The organism is Pseudomonas oryzihabitans (assembly GCF_024652905.1).
Taxonomy (GTDB): Bacteria; Pseudomonadota; Gammaproteobacteria; order Pseudomonadales; family Pseudomonadaceae; genus Chryseomonas; species Chryseomonas benzopyrenica.
The window spans coordinates 4036993-4063013 of the sequence record NZ_CP102428.1; the positions used below are offsets into that span (position 1 = coordinate 4036993).

At 65.7% G+C, this 26021-nt stretch carries 25 protein-coding genes; 16 read left to right on the forward strand and 9 right to left on the reverse strand.

Features of this window, described 5'->3' with window-relative positions; genetic code table 11:
* Position 1 precedes the first annotated feature (1 nt).
* The 7 genes from NRG74_RS18710 (at position 2) to NRG74_RS18740 (ending at position 6279) form a co-directional block, all read left to right on the forward strand.
* The gene (locus tag NRG74_RS18710; protein ID WP_017639394.1) at positions 2–748 is read left to right on the forward strand and encodes a LytR/AlgR family response regulator transcription factor; all 747 of its coding nucleotides are present in this window, start codon (positions 2–4) and stop codon (positions 746–748) included.
* Positions 749–841: 93 nt separating this feature from the next.
* Positions 842–1780 (forward strand): hydroxymethylbilane synthase, encoded by a 939-nt coding sequence (gene hemC / locus NRG74_RS18715; protein WP_017639395.1) that lies wholly within the window; start codon positions 842–844, stop codon positions 1778–1780.
* The gene (locus tag NRG74_RS18720; protein ID WP_257705029.1) at positions 1777–2535 is read left to right on the forward strand and encodes a uroporphyrinogen-III synthase; all 759 of its coding nucleotides are present in this window, start codon (positions 1777–1779) and stop codon (positions 2533–2535) included. The genes hemC and NRG74_RS18720 overlap by 4 nt, the downstream gene beginning before the upstream one ends.
* A gap of 17 nt (positions 2536–2552) precedes the next feature.
* A complete protein-coding gene (locus NRG74_RS18725) occupies positions 2553–3719 on the forward strand; it encodes a uroporphyrinogen-III C-methyltransferase (protein WP_017639397.1) in 1167 nt (388 codons plus the stop codon).
* Positions 3716–4924, forward strand: coding sequence for a heme biosynthesis HemY N-terminal domain-containing protein (locus tag NRG74_RS18730; RefSeq protein WP_257705030.1), 1209 nt, complete (start codon positions 3716–3718; stop codon positions 4922–4924). The genes NRG74_RS18725 and NRG74_RS18730 overlap by 4 nt, the downstream gene beginning before the upstream one ends.
* Before the next feature lie 118 nt (positions 4925–5042).
* Positions 5043–5498: a disulfide bond formation protein B gene (locus NRG74_RS18735; protein WP_051226133.1), complete on the forward strand. Its 456-nt coding sequence runs from the start codon at positions 5043–5045 to the stop codon at positions 5496–5498.
* Between the two features lie 304 nt (positions 5499–5802).
* Positions 5803–6279, forward strand: coding sequence for an Rsd/AlgQ family anti-sigma factor (locus NRG74_RS18740; RefSeq protein WP_017639400.1), 477 nt, complete (start codon positions 5803–5805; stop codon positions 6277–6279).
* Here the strand turns inward: NRG74_RS18740 and NRG74_RS18745 are convergent.
* Positions 6276–6740: a TIGR02444 family protein gene (locus NRG74_RS18745; RefSeq protein ID WP_257705031.1), complete on the reverse strand. Its 465-nt coding sequence runs from the start codon at positions 6738–6740 to the stop codon at positions 6276–6278. The genes NRG74_RS18740 and NRG74_RS18745 overlap by 4 nt on opposite strands.
* A gap of 47 nt (positions 6741–6787) precedes the next feature.
* On the opposite strand from NRG74_RS18745, the gene NRG74_RS18750 reads away from it, so the two are divergent.
* Genes NRG74_RS18750 through NRG74_RS18760 form a run of 3 tightly spaced genes read left to right on the forward strand, consistent with a single transcriptional unit; the run spans position 6788 to position 9919 of the window.
* A complete protein-coding gene (locus NRG74_RS18750; protein WP_017639402.1) occupies positions 6788–8701 on the forward strand; it encodes an ATP-binding cassette domain-containing protein in 1914 nt (637 codons plus the stop codon).
* The gene (locus NRG74_RS18755) at positions 8701–9279 is read left to right on the forward strand and encodes a mechanosensitive ion channel family protein (protein ID WP_017639403.1); all 579 of its coding nucleotides are present in this window, start codon (positions 8701–8703) and stop codon (positions 9277–9279) included. The genes NRG74_RS18750 and NRG74_RS18755 overlap by 1 nt, the downstream gene beginning before the upstream one ends.
* Positions 9280–9283: 4 nt before the next feature.
* A complete protein-coding gene (locus tag NRG74_RS18760) occupies positions 9284–9919 on the forward strand; it encodes a LysE family transporter (RefSeq protein WP_257705032.1) in 636 nt (211 codons plus the stop codon).
* A 9-nt stretch (positions 9920–9928) separates the two neighbouring features.
* Here NRG74_RS18760 and NRG74_RS18765 read toward each other — a convergent pair whose 3' ends face one another.
* Complete coding sequence (locus NRG74_RS18765; RefSeq protein ID WP_257705033.1) at positions 9929–10693, reverse strand: SDR family NAD(P)-dependent oxidoreductase; 765 nt, start codon at positions 10691–10693, stop codon at positions 9929–9931.
* A gap of 101 nt (positions 10694–10794) precedes the next feature.
* Between NRG74_RS18765 and NRG74_RS18770 the strand changes: the two genes are divergently transcribed.
* Positions 10795–11256: a YaiI/YqxD family protein gene (locus tag NRG74_RS18770; RefSeq protein ID WP_064307793.1), complete on the forward strand. Its 462-nt coding sequence runs from the start codon at positions 10795–10797 to the stop codon at positions 11254–11256.
* A gap of 17 nt (positions 11257–11273) precedes the next feature.
* On the opposite strand, the gene NRG74_RS18775 is transcribed toward NRG74_RS18770, so the two are convergent.
* Together NRG74_RS18775 and NRG74_RS18780 are read right to left on the reverse strand one after the other, a co-directional pair.
* Positions 11274–13394 (reverse strand): putative bifunctional diguanylate cyclase/phosphodiesterase, encoded by a 2121-nt coding sequence (locus NRG74_RS18775; protein ID WP_257705034.1) that lies wholly within the window; start codon positions 13392–13394, stop codon positions 11274–11276.
* A gap of 121 nt (positions 13395–13515) precedes the next feature.
* Positions 13516–14070 (reverse strand): DedA family protein, encoded by a 555-nt coding sequence (locus tag NRG74_RS18780; RefSeq protein WP_017639408.1) that lies wholly within the window; start codon positions 14068–14070, stop codon positions 13516–13518.
* 263 nt (positions 14071–14333) lie between these two features.
* On the opposite strand from NRG74_RS18780, the gene hemB reads away from it, so the two are divergent.
* Together hemB and ppk1 are read left to right on the forward strand one after the other, a co-directional pair.
* A complete protein-coding gene (gene hemB / locus NRG74_RS18785) occupies positions 14334–15356 on the forward strand; it encodes a porphobilinogen synthase (protein ID WP_017639409.1) in 1023 nt (340 codons plus the stop codon).
* A gap of 9 nt (positions 15357–15365) precedes the next feature.
* Positions 15366–17585: a polyphosphate kinase 1 gene (gene ppk1, locus NRG74_RS18790; protein WP_257705035.1), complete on the forward strand. Its 2220-nt coding sequence runs from the start codon at positions 15366–15368 to the stop codon at positions 17583–17585.
* Between the two features lie 919 nt (positions 17586–18504).
* On the opposite strand, the gene ppx is transcribed toward ppk1, so the two are convergent.
* The 5 genes from ppx to NRG74_RS18815 form a co-directional block, all read right to left on the reverse strand.
* Positions 18505–20004 (reverse strand): exopolyphosphatase, encoded by a 1500-nt coding sequence (gene ppx / locus NRG74_RS18795; protein ID WP_026083659.1) that lies wholly within the window; start codon positions 20002–20004, stop codon positions 18505–18507.
* A 111-nt stretch (positions 20005–20115) separates the two neighbouring features.
* Entirely contained in the window at positions 20116–20847 is a 732-nt protein-coding gene (locus tag NRG74_RS18800; protein ID WP_257705036.1) for an amino acid ABC transporter ATP-binding protein, read from the reverse strand.
* Positions 20834–21484, reverse strand: coding sequence for an amino acid ABC transporter permease (locus NRG74_RS18805; RefSeq protein WP_173148739.1), 651 nt, complete (start codon positions 21482–21484; stop codon positions 20834–20836). Before NRG74_RS18805 ends, NRG74_RS18800 begins: the two co-directional genes overlap by 14 nt.
* A complete protein-coding gene (locus tag NRG74_RS18810; RefSeq protein ID WP_160922037.1) occupies positions 21481–22146 on the reverse strand; it encodes an amino acid ABC transporter permease in 666 nt (221 codons plus the stop codon). Before NRG74_RS18810 ends, NRG74_RS18805 begins: the two co-directional genes overlap by 4 nt.
* 3 nt (positions 22147–22149) lie before the next feature.
* The gene (locus tag NRG74_RS18815) at positions 22150–22932 is read right to left on the reverse strand and encodes a transporter substrate-binding domain-containing protein (protein ID WP_257705037.1); all 783 of its coding nucleotides are present in this window, start codon (positions 22930–22932) and stop codon (positions 22150–22152) included.
* A gap of 266 nt (positions 22933–23198) precedes the next feature.
* Here NRG74_RS18815 and NRG74_RS18820 point away from each other — a divergent pair, with 266 nt between their 5' ends.
* The 3 genes from NRG74_RS18820 to rho all read left to right on the forward strand — a co-directional run bounded on the left by NRG74_RS18820 (position 23199) and on the right by rho (position 25903).
* Positions 23199–23894, forward strand: coding sequence for a FadR/GntR family transcriptional regulator (locus tag NRG74_RS18820; RefSeq protein ID WP_017639416.1), 696 nt, complete (start codon positions 23199–23201; stop codon positions 23892–23894).
* Between the two features lie 192 nt (positions 23895–24086).
* Positions 24087–24413: a thioredoxin TrxA gene (trxA, locus tag NRG74_RS18825; protein WP_017639417.1), complete on the forward strand. Its 327-nt coding sequence runs from the start codon at positions 24087–24089 to the stop codon at positions 24411–24413.
* Between the two features lie 227 nt (positions 24414–24640).
* Positions 24641–25903 (forward strand): transcription termination factor Rho, encoded by a 1263-nt coding sequence (gene rho, locus NRG74_RS18830; protein WP_017639418.1) that lies wholly within the window; start codon positions 24641–24643, stop codon positions 25901–25903.
* The last annotated feature ends 118 nt before the right edge of the window (positions 25904–26021 follow it).

A 26021-nucleotide genomic window follows, 5' to 3' on the forward strand; every position in this document is an offset into this window, starting at 1 on the left:
TATGAATGTCCTGATCGTCGATGACGAACCCTTGGCGCGCGAGCGTCTGGCCCGTCTGGTGGGGCAACTGGACGGTTATACCGCCCTGGAGCCAACAGCCACCAACGGTGAGGAAGCCCTCGCTTTGGTCGAAAACCTCAAGCCTGACATCGTCCTGCTCGACATCCGCATGCCGGGTCTGGACGGTTTGCAGGTGGCCGCGCGACTTTGCGAGCGCGAATCGCCGCCCGCGGTGATCTTCGTGACCGCTCACGATGAATACGCGCTTGACGCCTTCCAGGTGAGTGCCGTTGGCTATCTGGTCAAGCCGGTGCGCCAGGAAGACCTGGCTGCCGCCTTGGGCAAGGCCCAGCGTCCGAACCGGATGCAGCTTGCCGCCCTGACCAAGCCGCCGGCCAGCGGTGGTCCGGGGCCGCGCAGCCATATCAGCGCCCGGACCCGCAAGGGTATCGAGCTGATTCCGCTGGACGACGTGGTTTACTTCATCGCCGATCACAAATACGTGACCCTGAGACACTCGGGTGGCGAGGTCCTGCTGGACGAACCGCTCAAGGCCCTGGAAGACGAATTCGGCGAGCGCTTCGTGCGTATCCACCGCAATGCGCTGGTCTCTCGCGAGCGCATCGAGCGTCTGCAGCGCACCCCTCTGGGCCACTTCCAGCTGTTCCTCAAGGGCATGAACGGCGATGCGCTGACCGTCAGCCGCCGCCATGTGGCCGGTGTGCGCCGCCTGATGCACAGCATCTGACGTCGCTTCCGGGTCGATGACTGGCGCGTAGCGGGGGAGGGGCGCCGGTCGACCTGCTATCATGGCCGGCAATCTGACGTGCCGGTAATGCCCATGCTCCGCGAAATCCGTATCGCCACGCGCCAGAGTGCCCTGGCACTGTGGCAAGCCGACTATGTGAAAGCCCGCCTCGAAGCGGCGCATCCGGGATTGCGGGTGAGCCTGCTGCCCATGACCAGTCGCGGCGACAAGCTGCTCGACGCGCCGCTGGCCAAGATCGGCGGCAAGGGTCTGTTCGTCAAGGAGCTGGAAAACGCCCTGCTCGACGGCAGCGCCGACATCGCCGTGCACTCCATGAAGGACGTGCCCATGGAATTTCCCGCGGGCCTTGGGCTATACGCCATCTGCGAGCGGGAAGACCCGCGTGACGCCTTCGTTTCCAATCGCTATGCGCGACTTGCCGATCTGCCCCAGGGCAGCGTGGTGGGTACCTCCAGCCTGAGACGCCAGGCCCAGTTGCTAGCCCTGCGGCCGGACCTGGAGATCCGCTTCCTGCGCGGTAACGTCAATACCCGCCTGGCCAAGCTCGACGCCGGCGACTATGACGCCATCATCCTGGCCGCCGCCGGCCTGATCCGCCTGGGCTTCGCCGAGCGCATCCGCGAATCCCTGACCGTCGAAGACAGCCTGCCCGCGGGTGGCCAGGGTGCCGTGGGCATCGAATGCCGCACCGACGATGCCGAGGTCCATGCCTTGCTCGAACCCCTGCACCATTTCGACACCGAGCGCCGAGTCGCTGCGGAACGCGCCCTGAATCGTCGCCTCAACGGCGGTTGCCAGGTGCCCATCGCCTGCTATGCCGTGCAGGAAGGCGAGCTGCTCTGGTTGCGTGGGCTGGTCGGCCAGCCCGATGGCGGCCTGCTGCTACGCGCCGAAGCCCGTGGTCCCGTCAACGATCCGGCTGGTCTCGGTGTAGCCGTGGCCGAGGACCTGCTGGCCCAGGGCGCCCAGGGCATTCTCGACGCCGTTTACGGGGCCTCCGGCGCATCATGAGCGCCTGGCGACTGCTGCTGACCCGGCCGGCGGAGGAGAATCCACCCCTGGCCACCGCCCTGGCCGCGGCGGACATCGCCAGTGCCAGTCTGCCGCTGCTGGAACTCCAGCCGCTGGCGGAAACCCCCGAGCAGCGCACCCTCTGGCTCGATCTGGACCGCTATGCCGCCGTGCTGGTGGTGAGCAAGCCGGCCGCTCGCCTGGGGCTCGCCGCCCTGGACCGCTACTGGCCGCAACCCCCGTTGCAGGCCTGGTTCGCCGTGGGCGCGGCCACTGCCGCCGTGCTCGAAGACTATGGACTGCAGGTGCATCATCCCCAGCGCGAAGACAGCGAAGGCCTGCTGGCGCTGCCGGCCTTGCAGGAAGCCCTGCAGCGCCCGGAACCCGAGGTGCTGCTCCTGCGCGGGGAGGGCGGCCGTGATCTGCTGGTCGAAACCCTCACCGCCCGCGGCGCGCGCGTCGAGGTACTCGAACTCTATCGCCGCCAGTGCCCGGAGTACCCGCCAGGGCAGGTCCTAGAGACCCTGGCAGCGGAACGCCTGAATGCCATCATGGTCAGCAGTGGGCAGGGTTTCGCGCATCTGCAGGCCTGTGCGGGTGCGGACTGGCCCGCGGTGCGCCGTTATCCCCTGCTGGTACCCAGCGCCCGTGTGGCCGAACTGGCTCGCGCCAGCGGCTGCGAACTCATCATCGAGTGCCAGGGCGCCAGCGTCAGCGCCTTGATCACCGCGCTTGCCCATCACCATCCGGATTGACCCTACAAGGAATTCCCGTGAGCGAAACTCAAGCCCCCCGCGCCGACGACGTCTCTCCCGATCCAGTCGTGACTCCCGCCTCGCCGCCGCCGCCCCCCCCTCCGGCGGGTGCGCGCCGCAAGGGGTCGGGCAAGGCGTCCGGTCTGGCGCTGCTGGCCCTGCTGGTAGCCGCCGGTGGCCTGGGTGTCGGTGGCTGGAGCGTCTGGCAACTGCAGCAGGTGCGGCAGGCCGAGCAGGGCCAGGCCGCCCAGGCCGAGGATCTGCGCAGCCAGCTGCGCCAGCTGGAAATGCGCAACCAGGCCTTGAGTGCCGATCTGGGGCGTCTGCCTTCGGCCAACGAGCTGGAAGAGCGTCGCCGTCAGTTGGGCGCGCTGCAGGGCGATCAGCAGCACCTCGCCGAGCAGTTCAAGGAGGTGGTCGGCCAGAGTCGCCAGGCCTGGCGCCTGACCGAAGCCGAGCACCTGCTGCGCATGGCGACTCTGCGCATGGTCGCGCTGCAGGATGTGCCCAGCGCCCAGAATCTGCTGCAGGGCGTCGATGACATCCTCAAGGCGCAAAACGATCCGGCCGCCTTCAACGCGCGCCAGCAGGTGGCCAATGCCCAGCAGACCCTGCGTCAGTTGCCTGATCTGGATCGTACCGGGCAGTTCGTCCAGTTGGCCTCGTTGCGCAACCAGGTACAGAGCCTGGAGCCCCTGCCGCCGCGCTTCTCCACCACGGTGGCCGACCAGCCTGGCGTGGAAAAGGCCGCGGTTCCGCCAAGCAACGCCCTGCAGCAATGGTGGCAGGATTTCCGCCAGCGCATCTCCAGCTATTTCCGCATCGACTTTTCCGCCGACCAGCCGATCCGTCCGCTGCTGGCCGAGGAGTCCCTGGCCCAGGTGCGCCTGGCCATGAGCCTGGCACTGGAGCAGGCGCAGTGGGCCGTGCTCAACGGCAATCAGGAGGTCTATCGACTCGCCATCGAGCAGGCCGAAGACGTCCTCGCCGCCCACTTCAACAACCAGAATCCCGACAGCCGTGCGGTCAAGCTGCGCCTGCAGGAGCTGGCCGAGCGGCCGGTCACCTTCGAAGCGCCTGACCTGACGCCGGCCTTGACCGCGCTGCAGGCCTACATCGCGCAACGTCAGCAAATCCAGCCGAACAATGCCGCCGCCGGCGCGGCTCAGGAGAATCGCCCATGAAGCGCCTGTACCTGCTGTTCCTGTTCGCCCTGCTCGTCGGCCTGGGCGTTGCCGTGGTGCTGGCCAAGGAGCCGGGCTACGTACTGCTGTCCTACAGCAACTTCCGCTATGAATCGAGTCTCTGGGCCTTCCTGGCCCTGCTGGTGGCGGTCTGGCTCGCGCTCTACATCCTCAAGCTGGTGCTGGGCGCCCTGGGCCTGACCGGCAAGGTGCTCAATCCCTGGTCACGGCATAACCGCCAACGCCGTCTGGAGCAGGCGCGCCACAAGGGCCAGCTGGAACTGGCCGAAGGCAACTGGAGCGGTGCGCTCAAGCACCTGAAGGGCGCCGCCGAGCACGCCGACCAGCCGCTGTTCGTGCTGCTGGGCGCGGCCCGCGCCGCCAACGAACTGGGCGACCTGGAAGAGCGCGATCGCCTGCTGCGCCAGGCCCGCGAGCGTGAGCCCCAGGCCGACCTGGCCATCGGCCTGCAGCAGGCCCGGCTGCAGATCGATCGTGGCCAGTACCTGGAAGCCCGCGACAGCCTGGCGCCGTTGCAGGCCAAGTATCCGAAGAATGGCGAGGTGCTGCTGCAGCTGCAGCGCCTGCAGGTGACCCTGCGCGACTGGCCGGCGTTGATCGCCCTGTTGCCACAGCTGCGCAAGCAGCAGGTCTTGCGGCCCCAGGAGCAGGACGACCTGGAGCGCAAGGTCTGGATCGCCACCCTCGACGAGGTCCCCGCCCAGGGCGCGGAATCGGCGGTGGATGCCCGGTGGCAGCAGGTACCGACGGCGCTCAAGGGTGATGCCTCGGTGGTGCTGGCCTATGCCCGTCAGCTGCGTGCCATCGGCCGCGACGATCTGGCCGAAGAGGTCTTGCACATCACCCTCAATCGCCAGTGGGACGAGCGTCTGGTCGAACTCTATGGCCAATTGCGTCCCCGTGACGCCAGCCGGCCGCTGCACCATGCCGAAGGCTGGCTCAAGGATCGGCCCCAGGATCCGGTGCTACTGCTGGCCCTGGGGCGGCTGTGCATGAACAACCAGCTGTGGGGCAAGGCGCGGGAGTACCTGGAGCGCAGCCTGGCGCAGCGGCCGTCCGCCGTTACCGCCGGCGAACTGGCCCGGGTGGCCATCCAGCTTGGCGATGTGAACCGCAGCCAGCAGCTCCTGCAGAGTCAATGGCGCGAGTCGGATGCCACGTCGCTGCCGACCCCCAGGGTCTGACGGCGCGTCTCGTCTACCCGGGTCCTTGAAAGGTGCCCGGGCTTTCACTACCGTAACGTCCCAATTCCTTGCTGGAGACGGCGCGTCCGTGAATAGTCCCCGCTTCATCTTTCTGTTCATGGCCGCCACCTGTGCGGTGCTCATGGGTGTCGGTCTCTATCTTGAACACGTGGTCGGCCTCGAGCCCTGCCCACTGTGCGTCGTGCAGCGGATCTTCTTCATCCTGGTCGGGGTGGTGGCGCTGATCGCGGGCATCCAGGCGCCCGGCAAGCGTGGGCGGCGCATCTATGGCGTGGTCCTGCTGCTGCTGGCCGCGGCCGGCGCCGCCACCGCGGGTCGTCAGGTCTATCTGCAGACGGTACCGGCGGAAGAGCTGGCGGCTTGCCTGCCGAGCCTGGACTACATGATGCAGGCACTGCCCTTCCAGGAGATCATCCGCCTGGTGCTGCACGGCACCGCCGACTGCGCCGAGGTCAACTGGACGCTGTTCGGCCTGAGCATCCCGGAATGGAGCCTGCTGGCCTTCGTGGTGCTCATGGCCTTGAGCCTGATCAAGATCTTCCGCCGTCGCTAGTGTGGTGTTTCTGAAGTTCGCGCAAGAGTTGGCGAGTGATTTTTGTTCGGTTCGGCGCCCCGAATGGACTAGGCGCCGGGACGAGTCATAGCAGGGCTATGGCGAGGAGTGGCAACGACGTCCAAGGCGGTCCGCCGCTGCGGAGAAAAAGCGCCGCCAAAATTGTGTAGGTAACTTCTGAAACACCACACCAAGCCTTTCTCCGAGCAACGGCACTCGCCTGGCGGGACGATGTCGGTATAGTTCCTGATAACAGCCGGGTGCCTGCGCCCGGATCGTTTCGCCCGCATAGAGAGCTGCCGTCATGCTAGAAACCTGCCGCAATGCCCAGGAACGCTGGGGTGGGGTCCACCAGCTGATCGACCGCTGGCTGATTGCCCGCCGCGAGCTGGTGACCGCTTATGAAACCCTGGACATGGAGCCCCTGCTGGCACCGGTACGCGAGGTGAGCGAACTGGAGCGACTCTGCGACATGCTGGTCGACTACATGTCCACCGCGCATTTCGAGATCTACGAGCAACTGGTGGCCGAAGCCCGGGAATTCCAGGACGAGCGCGCCATCGAGTTCGCCGACAGCGTCTATCCGCGCCTGCAGGCCCTGACCGACGCCGCGCTGAACTTCAACGACAGATTCGAGCGCGGGGCCTATCGCGACCCGGGTCTGCTGACCATCGAACTCAAGCTGTTGGGTGAAACCCTGCGCGAGCGCTTCGAGCTGGAAGACTGCCTGATCGAGGTGCTGCACACCTCGCACCAGCAACCGCGGCTGGCGTCAGTCTAGACCCGGATCGCTCGTGCCGCCTCGGCCAGCAGGTCGAGGTCCGCTGGCACTGCCTCGCGCGGTGCCAGTGCATGCAGCCAGCCCCTTGAGTCCTGCGCATCGCGGCACGGCCAATGTCCGGCCAGTCGCGCCAGGCGGGCGAGCTGTTCACGCTCCGCGGCCAATTCCAATCCCTTGAGCTGTTCGCGCAGCGCCGCCAGGCGTTCGTCGGCGCCGGACGGCGCCTTCCAGGCCTGCCGCAACTGGCGCAGGGGGCGCACCACCGTGTCCTGCCAGTGCTGCGAGGCGCGCTGCAGCCGGGTCAGCCCCTCGGCATCCAGGGCGCTGGCGCGCCGATCCAGCCAGAGCGCCGTCAGCACCAGGCAGACATCGGCACCGGCTTCCTGCAGACGCAAACAGGCGCCTTCCACGCCGGGCCGGGCGTATACTGCCAACGCGAATTCCCACAGGTCCTCTTGCATGTCCGCCTCCCCATTCGTGGGTGGTGGAGCTGCTACACTCCGCCGCCATGATCCGACTACAGAACCTTACTCTACAGCGTGGTCCACAGCGTCTGCTCGAAAGCGCTGAGCTGACTCTGCATCCCGGCCAGAAAGCCGGTCTGATCGGTGCCAATGGCGCCGGCAAATCCAGTCTGTTCGCCCTCCTGCGTGGGCAGCTCGGGGCCGACGCCGGTGACTGCCACATCCCGGCGGCCTGGCGCATCGCCCACATGCGCCAAGAGGTGGATACCCTGGAGCGGCTGGCGGTGGACTATGTGCTGGACGGCGACATCGACCTGCGCCGCATTCAGCGCGAGCTGGCGGCGGCCGAAGCCGCCCAGGACGGCAACGCCCTCGGCCGGCTGCATGCCGACTTCGAGGCCGCCGACGGCTATACCGCCGATGCCCGGGCGCGCAAGCTGCTGGCCGGTCTGGGCTTCACCGCCGCGCAGATGGAGCGCCAGGTTGGCGACTTCTCCGGTGGCTGGCGGATGCGCCTGAACCTGGCCCAGGCGCTGATGTGCCCCTCGGACCTCCTGCTGCTGGACGAACCCACCAACCACCTGGATCTGGACGCCATCCTCTGGTTGGAAGACTGGCTCAAGGGCTATCCCGGCACCCTGATCCTGATCTCCCACGACCGCGACTTCCTCGATGCCGTGGTCGATCATGTGGTGCACCTGGACCAGCAGAAACTGGTGCTCTATCGCGGCGGCTATTCCAGCTTCGAGCGCACCCGCGCCGAACGCCTGGCGCAGCAGCAGCAGGCCTACGACAAGCAGCAGGCCCAGCGCGCCCACATGGAGAAGTACATCGCCCGCTTCAAGGCCCAAGCGACCAAGGCGCGCCAGGCACAGAGCCGGATCAAGGCCCTGGAGCGTCTCGAAGAGCTGGCGCCGGCCCATGTCGACTCGCCCTTCGAGTTCGTCTTCCGCGAGGCGGACAAGCTGTCCAGCCCACTGCTCGACCTGGCCGAGGGTCGGCTCGGCTACGGCGAGACCACCATCCTGCATCCGGTCAAGCTGCAACTGACGCCGGGCGCACGGATCGGCCTGCTCGGCCCCAATGGCGCCGGCAAGTCGACCCTGATCAAGACCCTGGCCGCGGAACTCGAACCCCTTGGCGGCCGGCTGCAGCGTGGTGAGAACCTGGCCATCGGCTATTTCGCCCAGCATCAGCTCGATTCGCTGGACGCCAAGGCCAGTCCGCTGCTGCACCTGCAGCGCATCGCCCCCGGCGAGCGCGAGCAGAGCCTGCGCGACTTTCTCGGCGGCTTCGATTTCCGCGGGCCGCGCTGCGACGAAGCGGTGCTGAATTTCTCCGGTGGCGAGAAGGCGCGCCTGGCCCTGGCGCTGATCGCCTGGCAGAAGCCCAACCTGCTGCTGCTGGACGAACCCACCAACCACCTGGACCTGGACATGCGCCTGGCCCTGACCCTGGCCCTGCAGGAGTTCGCCGGGGCGGTACTGGTGGTCTCCCACGACCGTCACCTGCTCAAGAGCACCACCGACGAATTCCTGCTGGTGGCCGATGGCAAGGTGCAGGCCTTCGACGGCGATCTGGACGACTACAGTCGCTGGCTGGTGGATTTCCGCGCCCGTCAGGAGCCAGGCCTCGCCGCCGGCGAGGGCGCCGCGGTCGACAAGACCGATCGCAAGGCCCAGCGCCAGGCCGCTGCCGCCCTGCGCCAGCAGCTGGCGCCGCTGAAGAAGACCGCCGACAAGCTGGAAGCCGAACTCGGCAAGCTGCAGGAAAAACTCGCCGCCCTGGAAGCTCGGTTGGGTGACAGCGGCCTCTATGACGCGGCCCGCAAGGAGGAGCTGCGCCAGGCGCTGGCCGATCAGGCCGCCGCCAAGACCCGCGAGGCCGAACTGGAAGAGCAGTGGCTGGAGGCCTTGGAACGGCTGGAAAGCCTGCAAGCCGAACTCGAGGGGGCCTGATGATCGAGTGGCTGCACACCTGGCTACCGGGTTGGGGCGACTACCTGCTGGTGGCCGGCCAGGTCGCCCTGGTGCTGCTGATCGGCTACGTGCTGCAGCGCATCGTGGCCCGCACGGTCACCGGCCTGGGCGAGCGCTATCCGCTGCCGCCGCAGATCGTCCTGGGGCTGCGCGGGACCCTGCGCTGGTTGATCATGGGCAGCGCCATCCTCATGGCCCTGGAGCGCTTCGGGGTGTCCGCGGCGGTGCTCTGGACGGCTATCTCCGGTTTCGTCGCCGTGGCCGCGGTGGCCTTCTTCGCCATCTGGAGCGTGCTCTCCAACCTGTTCTGCGCAGTGCTGATCTTTACCGTCGGACCCTTCCGCCTGGGTGATCGCATCGAGGTGCTGGACGCCTCGGACAAGCCCGGCATCAAGGGCCGGGTGGTGGCCATCAACATGCTCTTCGTGACCTTGCAGGAACTGGACGACAACCAGGAGGGCGCCCTGGTGCAGATTCCCAACACCCAGTTCTTCCAGAAGTCAGTACGCCGCTGGCGCGATGCCGATGGCTCCTTCGATTTCCATCTCGACAGGTGAACCCATGAGTCTGCAGGTCTGGACCGGCTTCTTCATTGCCTGCTGGATGATCAGCCTCTCGCCGGGGGCAGGCGCGGTCGCCTCCATGAGTGCGGGCGTCAACCACGGTTTCCGGCGCGGCTACTGGACGGCGCTGGGCTTGCAGCTAGGGCTGGCCCTGCAGATCGCCGTGGTCGCCGTGGGCGTCGGCGCCTTGCTGGCAACCTCGCAGCTGGCCTTTACCCTGATCAAGAGTTTCGGCGTGGCCTATCTCGCCTACCTGGCCATCCGCCAATGGCGCGCCGCGCCGCTGGACCTGGGTGAGCAGCTGGTCGGCGAACGTCTGCCACCGCGGATCGGCGCCCTGGTCATGCGCGGCTTCCTGGTCAACGTGAGCAACCCCAAGGCGCTGATCTTCCTGCTCGCGGTGTTGCCGCAATTCGTCGATCCCCACGCGCCCCTGGCTGCGCAGTATCTGCTCATCGGGGTGACCATGGTCACCGTCGACCTGATCGTGATGGCCGGCTACACCGGTCTGGCCGCCCGGGTGCTGACCCTGCTGCGCACGCCAAGACAGCAGCGCATCACCAACCGGGTATTCGCCAGCCTGTTCCTCGCCGCGGCCGCGTTGCTGTCCACGGTGCGCCGCGCCGCGGTGTGAAGCCAGGCGCTACCAGACTACCGGGTGCCCCTGCCAATCCCAGAAGCTGCCGGTTTCGGCCGGCGTGCGCGCGGCCAGCACCTCCAGCAGTCGCTCGGCCGCATAGGCGGGCGTGAACAGCTTGTCGACCGGTACCCGCGCCTGGAAGGGGCGGGACAAGGCCGTGTCGGTGGTGCCGGGGTGCAGGGCCAGCACGCAACTCTGAGGGTTGAGCCGGGCGAGTTCGATGCTGGCGCAGCGCAGTCCCTGGTTGAGCGCGGCCTTGGCCATCCGGTAGCCATACCAGCCACCCAGATGATTGTCGCCGATGGAGCCGACCCGTGCCGACAGCGCGGCGATCTGACAGGGGTGCTGACCCTTGAGCAGCGGCGTCAACTGGCGGATCAGCAGCAGCGGCAGTACGGCATTGGCCAGATAGCTTTCCAGCAGGCCGGCCTGATCCACCTGCGCCAGGCTCTTCTCGGCGCGCGCCCGCTCGCCCTGCAGCAGCCCAGAGGCGCACAGCAGCAGATCCAGGCGTGGCGTCTCGTCCGCCAGCCGGGCCGCCAGGTCGGTTGCGGCCAACGGATCGAGGTCGAGCCGCCGCAGCCGCGGGCCATGTCGCCGTGCCAGTGCGGCCAGGGCTTCATGAGTCTCGGCGTGGCGCGCGCAGGCCCAGACCCGCGCGACGTCGTCGCGGGCCAGCAGCTGCTCGCACAGGGCCAGGCCAAGGCCGCCGGTGGCGCCATACACCAGCGCCTGGGCAGGTTGCTCCAGGCGTTGCCAGAAGGTCATGGGGAGCTCCAATCCGATCGCTATCCCTGTCCGACCGCACTGCTGCGCTGGGGTGCGTCGCCGCGGCGCGGTATCCTGGGCTTTTGCCGGAGAAATCCCTCGTGATCCTGTGGATCGATGCCGATGCCTGTCCACGCGCCGCCAAGGAGCTGGTCTGCAAATTCGCCCTCAAGCGCAAGCTGGAGGTGGTGCTGGTGGCCGGTCAGCCGCAGATCAAGCCGCCCTTCGCCTGCGTACGCCTGGTGGTGGTCCCCAGCGGACCGGATGCCGCCGACGACCACCTGGTCGAGCAGGCGCAGCCGGGTGACCTGGTGATCTGCAGCGACATCCCCCTGGCCGATCGGCTGGTGAAGAAGGGCGTGGTCGCCCTCGATCCGCGTGGCCAGGAATTCGATGAGCGCAACATGGGCCAGCGCCTGGCCATGCGCAATCTGATGACCGATCTACGCGACCAGGGGCAGATGGGTGGGGGCCAGGCCGGCTATGGTGAGCGTGATCGCCAGGCCTTCGCCAATGCCCTGGATCGACTGATCACCCGCCTCCAGCGCAGCGCCGCGGGCTAGCTGCAATCTGCAGCCGGCTAGGCCGGCACGGACGCGATGGCGGATTGCTGCAGCCAGGTGCGCAAGTGCGGCAACGGCATGGGTCGTCCGAACAGGTAGCCCTGCATGAAGTTGCAGTCATTGGCCTGCAGGAACTGGCGTTGCTCGACGGTTTCCACCCCTTCGGCGACGACATTGAGGCCCAGCTTGTGGGCCATGGCGATGATCGCCGCGGCGATGGCCATGTCGTTGCTCTGCTTGGGAATGGTGCGGACGAAGGCGCGATCCACCTTGAGCGAGTCCACGGGCAGCCGGCTCAGGTAGGCCAGGGACGAATAGCCGCTGCCGAAATCGTCGATGGACACCCGCACGCCCAGGGTACGGATTTCGTTGAGTACCTCAACGGCGACGTTGAGGCTGTGCATCAGCGCATTCTCGGTCACCTCGAGAATCAGTGCCGACGCCGGCAGATCCTCGGCCTGCAGCGTCCGGGCGATGGCTTGAGGCAGCAGCCGATCGCTCAGATTCAGCGCCGAGCAATTTACCGATACCCGTAGGGCCGCATGGCCTTCGCGATGCAGCTGGGCCAAATCGGCGCAGGCCTGGCGCATCACCCAGCCATCCAGGTCGGCGATCAAGCCGGTCTCCTCGGCGACGCGGACGAAGCGTTCGGGACTCAGCGGACCCAGCACCGGATGCTGCCAGCGGACCAGGGCCTCCAGGGCCACCGGAGCACCGGCGGGATCGACGATGGGCTGATAGGCCACATGCAGGCCGCCCTGGCTCAGGGCATGGCGCAGGTCCATCTCCAGGCTGAGCAGGTCGTCGGCATCGCGCTGGAGTTCGGTGGTGAATCTCTGGCTGCGATTGCGCCCGCTGCGCTTGCAATGGCCGACCGCAAGGCCCGCACTGCGCAGCAACTGGCCGGCATTGGCACCGTCCTGGGGATAGTGGGCGATACCCAGGCTGAAGGTCATGGCGATACGCTGTCCGGCCAGCTCGAAGGGCGGTCGCAACTGCTCCAGCAGGCGCATGGCCAAGGGCTGGCTGTCGCCGCGCTGGCCGAGGGGCAGCAGCAGGCTGAATTCGTCACCGGCATAGCGGGCCAGTGGCAGATCGTTGTCGAGGACCGCGCGGATCCGCTGCGCCATCTGGATCAGCAGTTCATCGCCCAGGGCATGGCCGAGACTGTCGTTGATACGCTTGAAGTGGTCGATGTCCAGCATCAGCAGGGCGAACTGCTCACCGGTGCGGGCCTGGCCGATGGCCCGGTCGACGGTCTGGATGAAGCTGCCGCCGTTGAGCAGGTGGGTGAGGGGATCGTGCAGGGTGATCTGGTCGAGGGTGGTCGAGACCCGCTCCAGCCGCAGGCGCTGGGCATGGAAGCGTTCGCCGGCCCAGGCCGCGAGTAGGCCCACCATGATGATGAACAGGGTGCCGAGGGCGATGCCCATGCCCAGCTCCAGGTGCTGATTCACTTCCGCCAGGCCGTCGGGTTCGAAGCCGATGGGTACGGCCAGGGTGAGGGCGGCCATGCCGGTGAAGTGCATGGAGACGATGGCGAAGCCCAGGACCAGGCTGCCCAGCAGGCGCAGCCAGAAGGTCCTGATACCGGTCCTGCCACGCAGGCGGAAGGCCAGCAGCAGGGCGCCCAGGGAGGCGAGGCTGGCGATCATCACCGAGACCACCACCAGCAGCGGATCATAGAGCTGCACGGCGACCGATTGCATGGCCAGCATGCCTGTGTAGTGCATGGTCGCGATGCCCAGGCCGGCAGCCAGGGCGGCGAGCAGGTATTGAGGTGCGGTGAGGGATTCACGCCCGATCAGATGCATGACCGTGTAGGACACGGCGATGGCGATCAGCAATGAGGCCAGGGTCTGCCACGGCGCGTAGTGCACATGGATGCCGATCTTGAACGACAGCATCGCGAGGAAGTGCATCGACCAGATGCCGCCGCCCAGGGCGATGGCGCCGATCAGCTTGGCCAGCTCGCTGCCGCGACGGGAGCGGCTATTGGTGACCCAGTCGGCCATGGCCAGGGCGGTATAGCCCGCCGCACTGGCGATAAGGTAGGACAGCACCACCAGTACGCCTTCGTACGTGTTGGCAGCCAGGACCTGATGGCCGGGGGGAAGCAAGGTGGAGAAGTTCAGCATGCTCGATCGCCAGCTTGCCGCACGGGGCGTTGAAAGAGGTTGATGCTCAGGGCATCGGCAGCGCTGACCGAGCCTTTAATCCGGTTTCGATAGACGTACCGAGTAAAGAGCTGGCTGGCAATCAGGTCTTGGGCGTACGGCTGCGTCGCCACAGCCAGAGCAGCAGCCCGATGACTACCAGACCGCCCAGCACCATCAGTTCATAGCGCTTGAGATTGCCCAGCACGCCTTCGAGGACGGCACCGAAGTGGTAGGCGGCATAGCCTAGCACCGTGGCCCAGACAATGGCGCCGATGCCATTGAGGATCAGGTAGCGCGCCGGGGGATAACCCGACAGGCCGATCGCCACCGGCATCACCGTGCGCAGGCCATAGACGAAGCGAAAGCTGAGCACCCAGAGATCCGGGTGGCGCCGGATATGCGCCAGGGCCTTCTCGCCAGCTGCTTCCCATTTGGGTTTGCGCGCCAGCAGTTTGCGCCCGTGGCGGCGGCCGAGGAAATACCAGAGCTGATCGCCGGCGTAGCTGCCGCAGAAGGCGACCAGGATGACCGTCTGGATGTTCATGTAGTCGCGAAAGGCAAGAAAGCCGGCCAGCACCAGAATGGTTTCGCCCTCGAAAAAAGTACCGAGAAAAAGGGCGAAATAGCCGAAATCGTGGAGGAATTGCTGGAGCATTCGGCGCTACACGAGGTGGATAAGGATGGCGCAGCCTACCCCGGTTGGCGTCTGGAAAGAAAGTGTGACGAACTTCCGTCCGCCGGGTGCCAGACGGTCAGTCCGCGATTTCCATGCGACTCTGTGTCACGCCGGGTCCAGCCGGCGTCTGCCTTGGATAGCACCTATAGGCACACCATATTGTCATCCGTTGTTACCAATCGGTCATGATTGTGGCCTATAACCCCTCACACTGACCCGTGATCCGGGTCCGGGAGTCGATCGTGAGTTTTACCCCCATCAACCGTAGCTATCCTGCCACTCGCATGCGTCGTCAGCGCCGTGACGAATTTTCCCGTCGGTTGATGCGCGAGCATGTGCTGACGGTGGATGACCTGATCCTGCCGGTCTTCGTGCTCGACGGTGAAGGCCGCCGCGAGGCGATCCCCTCGATGCCTGGCGTCGAGCGGCTGTCCATCGACCTGCTGCTGGAAGAGGCCGCCGAGCTGGTGGCCCTTGGAATCCCCGCGGTCGCCCTGTTCCCGGTCACCCCTACCGAGCGCAAGTCCCTGGACGGTGCCGAAGCCTACAACCCCGACGGCATCGCCCAGCGCGCCACCCGTGCCTTGCGCGAACACTTCCCCGAGCTGGGGGTGATCACCGACGTGGCCCTGGATCCCTTCACTACCCACGGCCAGGACGGCATCCTCGACGAGCGCGGCTACGTGCTCAACGACATCTCCGTCGAGGTGCTGGTCAAGCAGGCGTTGTCCCACGCCGCCGCCGGGGCCCAGGTGATCGCGCCCTCAGACATGATGGACGGTCGCATCGGCGCCATCCGTGCCGCCCTGGAAGACGCCGGTTATCACAACGTGCAGATCATGGCCTACTCGGCCAAGTACGCCAGTGCCTACTATGGGCCGTTCCGCGACGCCGTTGGCTCGGCCGCCAATCTGGGTAAGGGCAACAAGGCCACCTACCAGATGGATCCGGGCAACAGTGACGAGGCGCTGCACGAGATCGCCGGCGATCTGGCCGAGGGTGCCGACTCGGTGATGGTCAAGCCGGGCATGCCCTATCTGGACATCGTCCGCCGGGTCCGCGAGGAATTCCGCGTGCCGACCTTCGTGTACCAGGTGAGCGGCGAGTACGCCATGCACATGGCCGCGATCCAGAACGGCTGGCTGTCCGACGCCGTCATCCTCGAGTCGCTCTTGGCCTTCAAGCGTGCCGGGGCCAACGGCATCCTCACCTATTTCGCCAAGCGCGCCGCCCAACAACTTTGCCAGGGGCCTTCGCGTTCCTAAGGAGCTTCAATGAGTAGCCAGGATTTCGTCGAAACCGATCTGCAACAGTCCGTCGCCGCCGAGTCTCCAGAATCCACGGAAGAGACGCTGGCGCTGGACGCCGAGGTGCCGGCCCCCGCCGAATTGCCGGCCGTGCCTAGCGTGCCGGCGGCCAATGTGGATGACAGCAGCCTCTACATCCATCGCGAGTTGTCGCAGCTGCAGTTCAACATCCGGGTGCTGGAGCAGGCCCTCGACGAATCCTATCCGCTGCTCGAACGGCTCAAGTACCTGCTGATCTTTTCCAGCAACCTGGACGAGTTCTTCGAGATCCGCGTGGCGGGCCTGAAGAAGCAGATCACCTTCGCCCGTGAGCAGGCCGGCGCCGACGGCCTGCTGCCGCACCAGGCGCTGGCGCGCATCAGCGACATCGTCCACGGCCAGGTGGAGCGGCAGTACGCCATCCTCAACGATGTGCTGCTGCCGGCCCTGGCCAAGCAGCAGATCCGCTTCATCCGCCGGCGCTACTGGGACGTCAAGATCAAGGCCTGGGTGCGCAAGTTCTTCCGCGACGAGATCGCGCCCATCATCACCCCCATCGGCCTGGATCCGACCCACCCCTTCCCGCTGCTGGTGAACAAGAGCCTCAACTTCATCGTCGAGCTGGAGGGCATGGACGCCTTCGGCCGCGACTCGGGCCTGGCCATCATCCCGGCGCCGCGCCTGCTGCCGCGGATCATCCGGGTGCCGGAGGAAGTCGCCGGTCCCGGGGACAACTACGTCTTCCTGTCTTCGATGATCCACGCCCATGCCGACGATCTGTTCCCCGGCATGAAGGTCAAGGGCTGCTTCCAGTTCCGTCTTACCCGTAACGCCGATCTCTCGGTGGACACCGAGGATGTCGAAGACCTGGCCCGCGCCCTGCGCGGCGAGCTGTTCTCTCGGCGCTATGGCGATGCGGTACGGCTCGAGGTGGTGGACATCTGCCCGAAACACCTCACCGACTACCTGCTCAAGCAATTCGGCCTGGGCGAAAACGAGCTGTACAAGGTCAACGGCCCGGTCAACCTGACCCGGCTGTTCTCCATCACCGGCCTGGACAGCCACCCGGAGCTGCAGAACGCCCCCTTCACCCCGACCATTCCCAAGCTGCTGCAGAAGAAGGACAACCTCTTCAACGTGCTGGGCAAGCTCGATGTGCTGCTGCTGCACCCTTTCGAGTCCTTTACCCCGGTGATCGACCTGATGCGCCAGGCGGCCAAGGACCCCAACGTCCTGGCGATCAAGCAGACGCTCTACCGCAGCGGCGCCAACTCCGAGATCGTCGATGCCCTGGTGGACGCGGCGCGTAGCGGCAAGGAGGTGACCGCGGTCATCGAATTGCGCGCGCGTTTCGACGAGGAATCCAACCTGCAGCTGGCCAGCCGCCTGCAGCAGGCCGGCGCCGTGGTCATCTATGGCGTGGTGGGCTTCAAGACCCACGCCAAGATGATGCTGATCCTGCGCCGTGAGAACGGCGAGCTGCGCCGCTATGCCCACCTGGGCACCGGCAACTACCACGCCGGCAACGCCAAGCTGTACACCGACTACAGCCTGCTGACCGCCGACGTGGCCCTCACCGAGGACGTGCACAAGCTGTTCAACCAGCTGATCGGCATGGGCAAGACCCTGCGCATGAAGAAGCTGCTGCACGCGCCCTTCACCCTGAAGAAGAACCTGCTGGAGATGATCAACCGCGAAGCGGTGGCGGCCAGCGAGGGGCGCCCGGCGCAGATCATGGCCAAGGTCAACGGCCTCACCGATCCCAAGGTCATCCGCGCCCTCTACAAGGCCAGCCAGGCCGGGGTGAAGATCGACCTGGTGGTGCGCGGCATGTGCTGCCTGCGTCCGGGCGTACCGGGCGTGTCCCACAACATCCAGGTGCGCTCCATCATCGGCCGCTTCCTGGAGCACAGCCGCATCTACTACTTCCTCAACGGCGGCGACGAGAAGCTCTATCTCTCCAGCGCCGACTGGATGGAGCGCAACCTCGACATGCGCGTCGAGACCTGCTTCCCGGTGGAAGGCAAGAAACTCATCAGCCGGGTCAAGAAGGAGCTGGAAGGCTACCTCACCGACAACACCCAGGCCTGGGTGCTGCAGGAAGACGGCAGCTACATCCGGCAATCGCCGACCGGCAACCAGAATGCCCGTAGCGTGCAGGCGACGCTGCTGGAGCGGCTGGCCAGTCCGGTGGTGAATACCCGCTGAGGGAGTTTCGGGCCCATGCCACCATGGGCCCTGGCCGTTCCGTAGGTTGGGCTGAGCACCAGCGAAGCCCAACGTTGCGGGGCTTCAACTGTGCACTTTGGGTGTATGGGTGCCCTAGTTTATTATCGTGTTTTGCTGATGGCTCTTGTTTCGCCTGGCCGGCGACTTACTTTTCTTTGCTTGTGCAAAGAAAAGTAAGCAAAAGAAAGCACACCCCACGTTTCGGCCCTCCGCTGCGCTCCGGGTCTCCTCGCTCCGGTGCCGCTCCAGGGGCACGGCACGAAGGGGCCTCCTGCCCCTCGCGCCTTGCTCGGCGTCCTGCCTCGCATCCTCCTACGCGGCACCTACACTCGGCCTCACTGACGGGGACGGGGCGCAAGCCTGAGGCTTAGGTGTTCACAGGTGTAGCGTGGAAAACCGCGCAGCGTTTTCCACTGATGAGCTTGATCGTAAACAGTGGGCAAGGCTGCGCCGTTGTCCACGCTACGGGTTACGGGCTCTTCAACCAACACTTTCAGGCTGGCGAATCGCCCCCTTCAGGAGGGCGAACGCCTGTGTCGTGGAGCGGGTCGAGCCGCAGGGATGCGGCGAGAGGCCTAACGGGCCATGGACGGCCCGTGTAGGCCGACCCCGGAACGGCGCTGGCGTGAGCGAAACGTAGCGTGGCGGAGTAACAGCCGTAGGCTGGCCCGAAGGGCGAGCAACGCGAGTCACCCGTAGCGCAGCGGAGGGCCGAATGACCGGGGCAAGCGTTTTTGCTTACTTTTGTCCGGGGCGCGCAGCCGCGACTGAAAAAAGTGAGTCGCCCGGGTGGGCGAAACAAGAACCATCAAAGCACTCGATATACAGCCAAGACGCACTACTGAAGCCCCGCAACGTTGGGCTTCGCTCCGCTCAACCTAACCTCCGAAAAATCACCTCAGCGTACGCTCAACCTGTATCCCACCCGCTCCAGCCACTGGGCTTCCAGTTCGAAGTCGGCCTGGGTCAGGGGATTTTCCTCCAGCCAGCCGTCGGGGAACTGCACGTCCAGGCTGCGCTCGCCGGCGCTGAGCTGGACGTCCGGGATGCTCTTGTGGCGGATGTGGTGGAAGAGGATGGCGAAGCGCAGCAGCAGGGTCAGGCGCAGCAGCGGCTCGCCTTCCGGGCCGAGTTCCTGCAGGCGCTCCAAGGGGATATTGCGGCGATGGCCGCGTACCAGCAGGGCCAGGGCCTGTTGATCGCGGCGGGAGAAGCCGGGCAGGTCCGAGTGCTCGATCAGGTAGGCACCGTGCTTGTGGTACTGGTAGTGGGCGATGTCCAGCCCCACGCCATGCAGGCGCGCCGCCCAGCGCAGCAGTTCGGCATGGTTCTCGTCGGTCAGGGCCCAGGCCTCGGCGACCTGTGCCAGGGACTTCAGGGCGCGCTTTTCCACCCGCTCAGCGTGGCGCTGATCGACGTGGTAGCGCTCGGCCAGGCCCTTGAGGGTGCGTTCGCGCACGTCCTCGTGGCTGTGCCGGCCGATCATGTCGTAAAGGACCCCTTCGCGCAGGGCGCCTTCGGAGAGGTGCATCTCCTGCAGTTCCAGGGCCTTGAACAGGGCTTCGAGGATGGCCAGGCCGCCGGGCAGGATGGCGCGTCGATCCGGCTTCACGCCGTCGATGTTGAGCAGGTTGATGTCGCCCTGCTTGAGCAGCTTGCGCTTGAGCCACTCGATGCCGTCCGGGGTGATCTCGCCAGTGCCGCGACCGGCGGCCTGGATCGCCAGGGCCACGGCGCGGATGGTGCCGGAAGCGCCAAGAGCCTGATGCCAGCCCATCTCGCGCAGGCCCTGGTCGATATTCATCAATTCCAGGCGCGCGGCGGTATAGGCACGGGCGTACTGGGCGGCTGTGATCTTGCCGTCGGCGAAGAAGCGCTTGGTGAAGCTGACGCAGCCCATCTGCAGACTCTCGCGCTGCAGGGTTTCGAAGCGCTGACCGATGATGAATTCGGTGCTGCCGCCGCCGATATCGGTGACCAGGCGACGTCCGGGCACATCGGGCATGGAGTGGGACACGCCCAGGTAGATGAGACGCGCCTCTTCGCGACCGGAGATGACCTCGACCGCATGGCCGAGCACGGCTTCGGCGCGCTGGATGAACTCGGCGCGATTGCGCGCCTCGCGCAGGGCGTTGGTGCCCACCACCCGCACGGCGCCGCGCGGCATGCCGGCGATCAGCTGGGCGAAGCGGCGCAGGCAGTCCAGGCCACGCTGGATGGCCTCTTCGCTGAGCAGGCGCGAATCGTCCAGGCCAGCGGCCAGCTGGATCTTTTCGCCCAGCCGCTCAAGGATGCGGATCTCCCCGTGGAAATTGCGTGCCCGGACGATATGAAAGCTGTTCGAGCCCAAATCGATGGCGGCGATCAGTTCGTGGGGTTCGGCTGGCGAAGGCTGCATCTGGAGGCTCTCGGCGATAAACCGCGCCATCGTGCCAGCTAGCCGGTGACGGCTTCAAGCGCACAGCGGTGACGGTTGCGCAAAGTGGCAGAAAAAATGGGGTTTTTCGTCTCAGGAGGCCACTTGACCAATGAACTGTGCCAGTTCCGGGGTCTGCGGCTGGGCGAACAGCGCCTGGGGATGGCCGCTTTCATGCACCTTGCCCTGATGCATGAACACCAGCTTGTCGCCCACCTCGCGGGCGAATCTCATCTCGTGGGTGACCATGATCAAGGTCATGCCTTCGCTGGCCAGTTGCTTGACCACCGCCAGCACCTCATTGACCAGCTCAGGGTCCAGCGCCGAGGTGATCTCGTCGCACAGCAGCACCTTGGGCGACATGGCCAGGGCGCGGGCGATGGCCACCCGCTGCTGCTGGCCGCCGGACAGCCGATCCGGATAGCTGTCGAATTTTTCCGCCAGGCCGACTCGGTCGAGCATCTGTCGGGCCAGGGCACGGGCCTCGTCCTTGCTCGTCTTCTTGACCACCTGGGGCGCCAGCATCACGTTCTCGCCCACCGTGAGGTGCGGGAAGAGGTTGAATTGCTGGAAGACCATGCCGACCTTTTGCCGCAGGGAACGCAGATTGACCCGCGCGGCGTCCAGGTACTCGCCATCCACCTCGATGACGCCGTCGTTGATCGACTCCAGACCGTTCAGGGTGCGCAGCAGGGTGCTCTTGCCCGAGCCGCTCTTGCCGATGATGGCCACCACCTGGCCTTCCTCGACGGTCAGGTCGATGCCCTTGAGCACATGGTGATTGCCATAGTGTTTGTGCAGGGCGGTCACTTTAAGCAGCGGCATGCAGTCTCCTTTCCAGCCAGCGCGCGGCCAGCGACAGGGGGTAGCAGAGGAGGAAGTAGCCCAGGGCGGCGAGGCCGTAGACGGTGAAGGGCTGGTAGGTGGCATTGGCGAGCATGCCGCCGATCTTGGTCAGCTCGGTGAAGCCGATGATGGATGTCACCGCGGTGCCCTTGACCACCTGTACCGAGAAGCCCACGGTGGGCGCCACGGCGATGCGCAGGGCCTGCGGCAGGATGACGTGGCGCAACTGCTCGAAGCGGGTCAGGGCCAGGCTTTCCGAGGCTTCCCACTGGCCATGGGGAATGGCCTCGACGCAGCCGCGCCAGATCTCGGCGAGGTAGGCGCTGGTGAACAGGGTCAGGGCCACGCCGGCGGCCAGCCAGGCGGGAATCTCCAGCCCCAGCAGCGAGACGCCGAAGAACACCAGGAACAGCTGCATCAATAGTGGCGTGCCCTGGAACAGCTCGATGTGCAGGCGCGCCAGCGTGCGTGGCGTCCGCAGCGGCGACAGTCGTGCCCAGAGCACCAGCAGGCCGGCCAGACCGCCGCCGGCAAAGGCCGCCAGCGAGAGGACAAAGGTCCAGTACAGCCCGGTGCCCAGGTTGCGGACGATGTCCCAGAGGGTGAAGTCCATCAGCGGCCTCCCTGGATGAAGCGCCGACCGATCCAGTGCAGCAGCTGGCGTACGCCGATGGCCATGACCAGATAGAGCAGGGTGGTCAGCAGATAGGTTTCGAAGGCGCGGAAGTTGCGCGACTGGATGAAGTTGGCGGCAAAGGTCAGCTCCTCGGTGGAGATCTGCGAGCAGACCGCCGAACCCAGCATCACGATCACCACCTGGCTCGACAGCGCCGGCCAGACCTTGGCCAGGGCGGGCCTGAGGATCACGTGGCGAAAGGTCTCGGCGCGGGTCATGGCCAGGGCCGCGGCGGCTTCCAGCTGGCCCTTGGGTACCGCCTGGATGCCGGCACGGATGATCTCCGTGGAGTAGGCGCCCAGATTGATCACCATGGCCAGCACCGCTGCCTGCCATTCGCTGATGTGCACCCCCAGCGAGGGCAGGCCGAAAAAGATGAAGAACAGCTGGATCAGAAAGGGCGTGTTGCGGATCAGCTCGACATAGACGCCGAACACCCGGTCGAAGGGCTTGAGCTGCCAGGCGCGACAGACCGCGCCCAGGATGCCCAGGGCGATGCCCAGCACCGCGCCGATGGCGGTCAGCTCCAGGGTGAAGAGGGCGCCCTTGAGCAGCAGGTCACCCTGCTGCAGGACCGGCTGGAAGTCGAACTGATAGGCCATGCCTTACATGTCCTTGGGCAGCGGCTGGCCCAGCCATTTCTCGGCCTGGCGATCCAGGCTGCCGTCGGCGCGAGCGGCGTCGATGATGCTGTCCAGCTTGGCCTTGAGTGCCGGTTCGTGCTTGGCCAGGCCGATGTAGTTGGGCGAATTCTTCAGGGTGAGCTTCATTTCCGGCGCGCGCTCGGGCTTCTTCTCGGCGATGGAAGCCATCACCGAGCTGCCGCTGGCGATGAATTCGGTCTGGCCGGCGAGATAGGCAGCGATGGTGGCGTTGTTATCCTCGAATCTCTTGATCACCGCCTCCTTGGGCGCCACCTTGCTCAGCTCCATGTCCTCGATGCCGCCGCGGGTCACGGCGATGGTCTTGCCGGCTAGCTCTTCGGGCGTGCTCAGGCCGCTGCCCTTGGCGCCGAAGACGCCGAGAAAGAAAGGCGCATAGGGCTTGGTGAAGTCGATGACCTGTTCGCGCTCGGGATTCTTGCCCAGGCTGGAGATGACCATGTCCACCTTGCCGGTGGTCAGGAAGGGGATGCGGTTGGTGCTGGTGACCGGGGTCAGCGCCAGCTTGACGCCCAGCTTGTCGGCGACCAACTGGGCGGTGTCGATGTCCAGGCCGCGGGGCTTGAGGTCGGGGCCCACGGTGCCGAAGGGCGGAAAGTCCTGGGGCACGGCGATGCGCACCGTGCCGCGCTGCTGGATATCGGCCAGCTGGTCGGCCTGGACGGGGGTGTGCAGGGCGGTCAGGCCCAAGGCGAACAGGGAGAGGGCGGTCCAGCGCTTGAGCATGACGAGACTCCGGAAGCAGGATGGGTGGCTGTGCCTACTGCATTTCATGTGCCAGTCGCTGGCCAGACGAGCGCGAGGGCCGTCAGACCTGAGGATTGGTCTTACTGGTCTGAACAGTTGAACGGCGGCTAAGCAGACCTCTGCTTTTGGCGTGGGCCGCTTTGGTGCGCGCTTACCGCCCTGTGCTCCGCCATGGGGCCAGGCTTGAACTGGCGGGAAAATCGGCATAAAAGGCGAACTTCCGGACTGACTGGCCTGACCACCCCATGCCCTTCGCTGCCACCCGCGCCGTACCCCAATATGCCGTCGACGCCATTCGCCGGCTGATCGAGACCGAAGGCTATGCCCCCGGCGCGGCGCTCCCGGCGCAGCGTGAGCTGGCCGAGCGGCTGGGAGTGAGTCGCGCCTCCCTGCGCGAGGCGCTGTCCACCCTCAGTGCCCTGGGCCTGGTCAGCGTGCAGCCTGGACGTGGGGTCTATGTCCAGGAGACGGCGAGCACGGCGGACGGACACTGGCCCTTCGCTGGCGAGGTCGCCGCCGCCCATGTCTTCCAGCTGCGCTTTGCCCTCGAAGGCTTCGCGGCCGGTCTGGCCGCCGTCACCCTGGGCCCCGCCGACCTGGATCGCCTGGAGGTCAATCTCGCCGCCCTGCACCGGGCGCTGCGGGCCAATGAGCTGGAAGAAGCGGCCGCGCTGGACTTCGATTTCCATCGCCAGCTGCTGCTAGCCGCGGACAATCCGGCCATGCTGGCAGTGATCACCACCAGCCCCGAGCGCTTTCACGAAAGTCAGAAGCTGCCCTTCGTCCGGCCCGAGCGGGCACTGGAAACCTGGCAGGAACATCGGCGCATTCTCAGGGCCCTGAGTCGCCGCTCTCCGGCAGCGGCGCAAAAGGCCATGCGCGAACATATCCGTAATGCGGCGCTACGCAGTGGAACCCCTTTCCCGGTGCCCGCTGTCTAACCAGCTGTCCATGATCGGCTGCGCGGTGGTCAAACGGTGCTAAAAGACCCTATCGCCGGCTCGCCAGATCGTGAGCTGCCTCTGCCATCAATGCCCGTCATAGTCACCATCAATGTTCGAATGCTTTCGAAGTGACGGCAGCAGGGCTATCATGGCCATACTTCAAGTCGCACCCGAATTCGGAGAGAGTCAATGAGCGAATACATCACCAACGTCAGCGACGCCAGCTTCGAGCAGGACGTGCTGAAGTCCGACAGCCCCGTGCTGGTCGACTATTGGGCCGAATGGTGCGGTCCGTGCAAGATGATCGCCCCGGTCCTGGACGAGATCGCCAAGGATTACCAGGGCAAGCTCAAGGTCTGCAAACTGAACATCGATGAAAATCAGGACACCCCGCCCAAGTACGGCGTGCGTGGCATCCCGACCCTGATGCTGTTCAAGAACGGCGCGGTCGAGGCCACCAAGGTCGGCGCCCTGTCCAAGTCGCAACTGGCCGCCTTCCTCGACGCCAACGTCTGAGGAATCCAGTCGAAAGCCCCGCCATGCGGGGCTTTTTTATGCCTGGACGGCTGGACGAGCACCCATGCAGGTGCTAGATTCCAGCCCACGCCCCCATCAGCGGGTCGTCTTCTCATCTGCTGCAGCCGTCAGTTCTCCTCTTCAGAACGCATCCCGCGAAGCTAATCTCGCATCCGACCGCTCAGCTCGATTCCCTCCTTCGCCTCTTCTCACGTCAACATACGTCTATGAATCTGACCGAACTCAAGCAAAAGCCCATCACGGAACTGTTGGAAATGGCGGATGCCGCGGGCTTGGAAAACATGGCCCGGTCCCGCAAGCAGGACATCATCTTCGCGCTGCTCAAGAAGCATGCGAAAGGTGGCGACGAGATTTCCGGAGATGGCGTGCTGGAGATCCTGCAGGACGGCTTCGGCTTCCTGCGTAGCGCCGACTCCTCCTACCTGGCCGGTCCCGACGACATCTATGTCTCCCCCAGCCAGATCCGCCGCTTCAACCTGCGCACCGGCGATACCATCATCGGCAAGATTCGTCCGCCGAAAGAGGGCGAGCGCTACTTCGCGTTGCTCAAGGTCGACACCATCAACTTCGACCGGCCGGAAAACGCCAAGAACAAGGTGCTGTTCGAGAACCTCACGCCCCTGTTCCCCAACAAGCGCCTGACCATGGAAGCCGGCAACGGCTCCACCGAAGACCTCACCGGTCGGGTCATCGACCTCTGCGCCCCCATCGGCAAGGGTCAGCGCGGTCTGATCGTCGCGCCGCCCAAGGCCGGCAAGACCATCATGCTGCAGAACATCGCGGCCAACATCACCCGCAACAATCCCGAGTGCTACCTCATCGTGCTGCTCATCGACGAGCGTCCCGAGGAAGTGACCGAGATGCAGCGCACCGTGCGCGGTGAAGTGGTGGCCTCCACCTTCGACGAGCCGCCGACCCGCCACGTGCAGGTCGCCGACATGGTGATCGAGAAGGCCAAGCGCCTGGTCGAGCACAAGAAGGACGTGGTCATCCTGCTGGATTCCATCACCCGTCTGGCGCGGGCCTTCAACACCGTGATCCCCAGCTCCGGCAAGGTGCTCACCGGTGGTGTCGACGCCCATGCCCTGGAGAAGCCCAAGCGCTTCTTCGGCGCCGCCCGTAACATCGAAGAAGGCGGCAGCCTGACCATCATCGCCACCGCGCTGGTGGAAACCGGCTCGAAGATGGACGAGGTGATCTACGAGGAATTCAAGGGCACCGGCAACATGGAACTGCCCCTGGAGCGTCGGATCGCCGAGAAGCGCGTCTTCCCGGCCATCAACATCAACAAGTCCGGCACCCGCCGCGAAGAGCTGCTCACCGACGAGGAAGAGCTGTCGCGCATGTGGATCCTGCGCAAGATCCTGCATCCGATGGACGAGATCGCCGGGATCGAATTCCTCCTCGACAAGTTGCGTCAGACCAAGACCAACAACGAGTTCTTCGATTCGATGAAGCGCAGCAAGTAAGGCGCAGTCGCAAGCAAAGGCCGGGAAATCCCGGCCTTTGGCGTTTCTGGGCCAATGCTTTCTCGATGCGCGACTCAGGCGGTAGACTGCCAGACTTTCCCCAGCGCCAAGAGGCCGC

Excerpts from the sequence above, each read along its gene's own strand:
- hemC (WP_017639395.1), top strand. The coding sequence starts at position 842 with ATGCTCCGCGAAATCCGTATCGCCACGCGCCAGAGTGCCCTGGCACTG.
- NRG74_RS18730 (WP_257705030.1), top strand. The coding sequence starts at position 3,716 with ATGAAGCGCCTGTACCTGCTGTTCCTGTTCGCCCTGCTCGTCGGCCTG.
- NRG74_RS18745 (WP_257705031.1), bottom strand. The coding sequence starts at position 6,740 with ATGCAAGAGGACCTGTGGGAATTCGCGTTGGCAGTATACGCCCGGCCC.
- NRG74_RS18775 (WP_257705034.1), bottom strand. The coding sequence starts at position 13,394 with ATGCTGAACTTCTCCACCTTGCTTCCCCCCGGCCATCAGGTCCTGGCT.
- NRG74_RS18780 (WP_017639408.1), bottom strand. The coding sequence starts at position 14,070 with ATGCTCCAGCAATTCCTCCACGATTTCGGCTATTTCGCCCTTTTTCTC.
- rho (WP_017639418.1), top strand. The coding sequence starts at position 24,641 with ATGAATCTGACCGAACTCAAGCAAAAGCCCATCACGGAACTGTTGGAA.
- NRG74_RS18800 (WP_257705036.1), bottom strand. The coding sequence starts at position 20,847 with ATGCCGCTGCTTAAAGTGACCGCCCTGCACAAACACTATGGCAATCAC.
- NRG74_RS18735 (WP_051226133.1), top strand. The coding sequence starts at position 5,043 with ATGGCCGCCACCTGTGCGGTGCTCATGGGTGTCGGTCTCTATCTTGAA.
- NRG74_RS18815 (WP_257705037.1), bottom strand. The coding sequence starts at position 22,932 with ATGCTCAAGCGCTGGACCGCCCTCTCCCTGTTCGCCTTGGGCCTGACC.
- NRG74_RS18755 (WP_017639403.1), top strand. The coding sequence starts at position 8,701 with ATGATCGAGTGGCTGCACACCTGGCTACCGGGTTGGGGCGACTACCTG.
- NRG74_RS18810 (WP_160922037.1), bottom strand. The coding sequence starts at position 22,146 with ATGGCCTATCAGTTCGACTTCCAGCCGGTCCTGCAGCAGGGTGACCTG.
- ppk1 (WP_257705035.1), top strand. The coding sequence starts at position 15,366 with ATGAGTAGCCAGGATTTCGTCGAAACCGATCTGCAACAGTCCGTCGCC.
- NRG74_RS18750 (WP_017639402.1), top strand. The coding sequence starts at position 6,788 with ATGATCCGACTACAGAACCTTACTCTACAGCGTGGTCCACAGCGTCTG.
- NRG74_RS18710 (WP_017639394.1), top strand. The coding sequence starts at position 2 with ATGAATGTCCTGATCGTCGATGACGAACCCTTGGCGCGCGAGCGTCTG.
- NRG74_RS18740 (WP_017639400.1), top strand. The coding sequence starts at position 5,803 with ATGCTAGAAACCTGCCGCAATGCCCAGGAACGCTGGGGTGGGGTCCAC.
- NRG74_RS18760 (WP_257705032.1), top strand. The coding sequence starts at position 9,284 with ATGAGTCTGCAGGTCTGGACCGGCTTCTTCATTGCCTGCTGGATGATC.
- NRG74_RS18820 (WP_017639416.1), top strand. The coding sequence starts at position 23,199 with ATGCCCTTCGCTGCCACCCGCGCCGTACCCCAATATGCCGTCGACGCC.
- ppx (WP_026083659.1), bottom strand. The coding sequence starts at position 20,004 with ATGCAGCCTTCGCCAGCCGAACCCCACGAACTGATCGCCGCCATCGAT.
- NRG74_RS18720 (WP_257705029.1), top strand. The coding sequence starts at position 1,777 with ATGAGCGCCTGGCGACTGCTGCTGACCCGGCCGGCGGAGGAGAATCCA.
- trxA (WP_017639417.1), top strand. The coding sequence starts at position 24,087 with ATGAGCGAATACATCACCAACGTCAGCGACGCCAGCTTCGAGCAGGAC.
- NRG74_RS18765 (WP_257705033.1), bottom strand. The coding sequence starts at position 10,693 with ATGACCTTCTGGCAACGCCTGGAGCAACCTGCCCAGGCGCTGGTGTAT.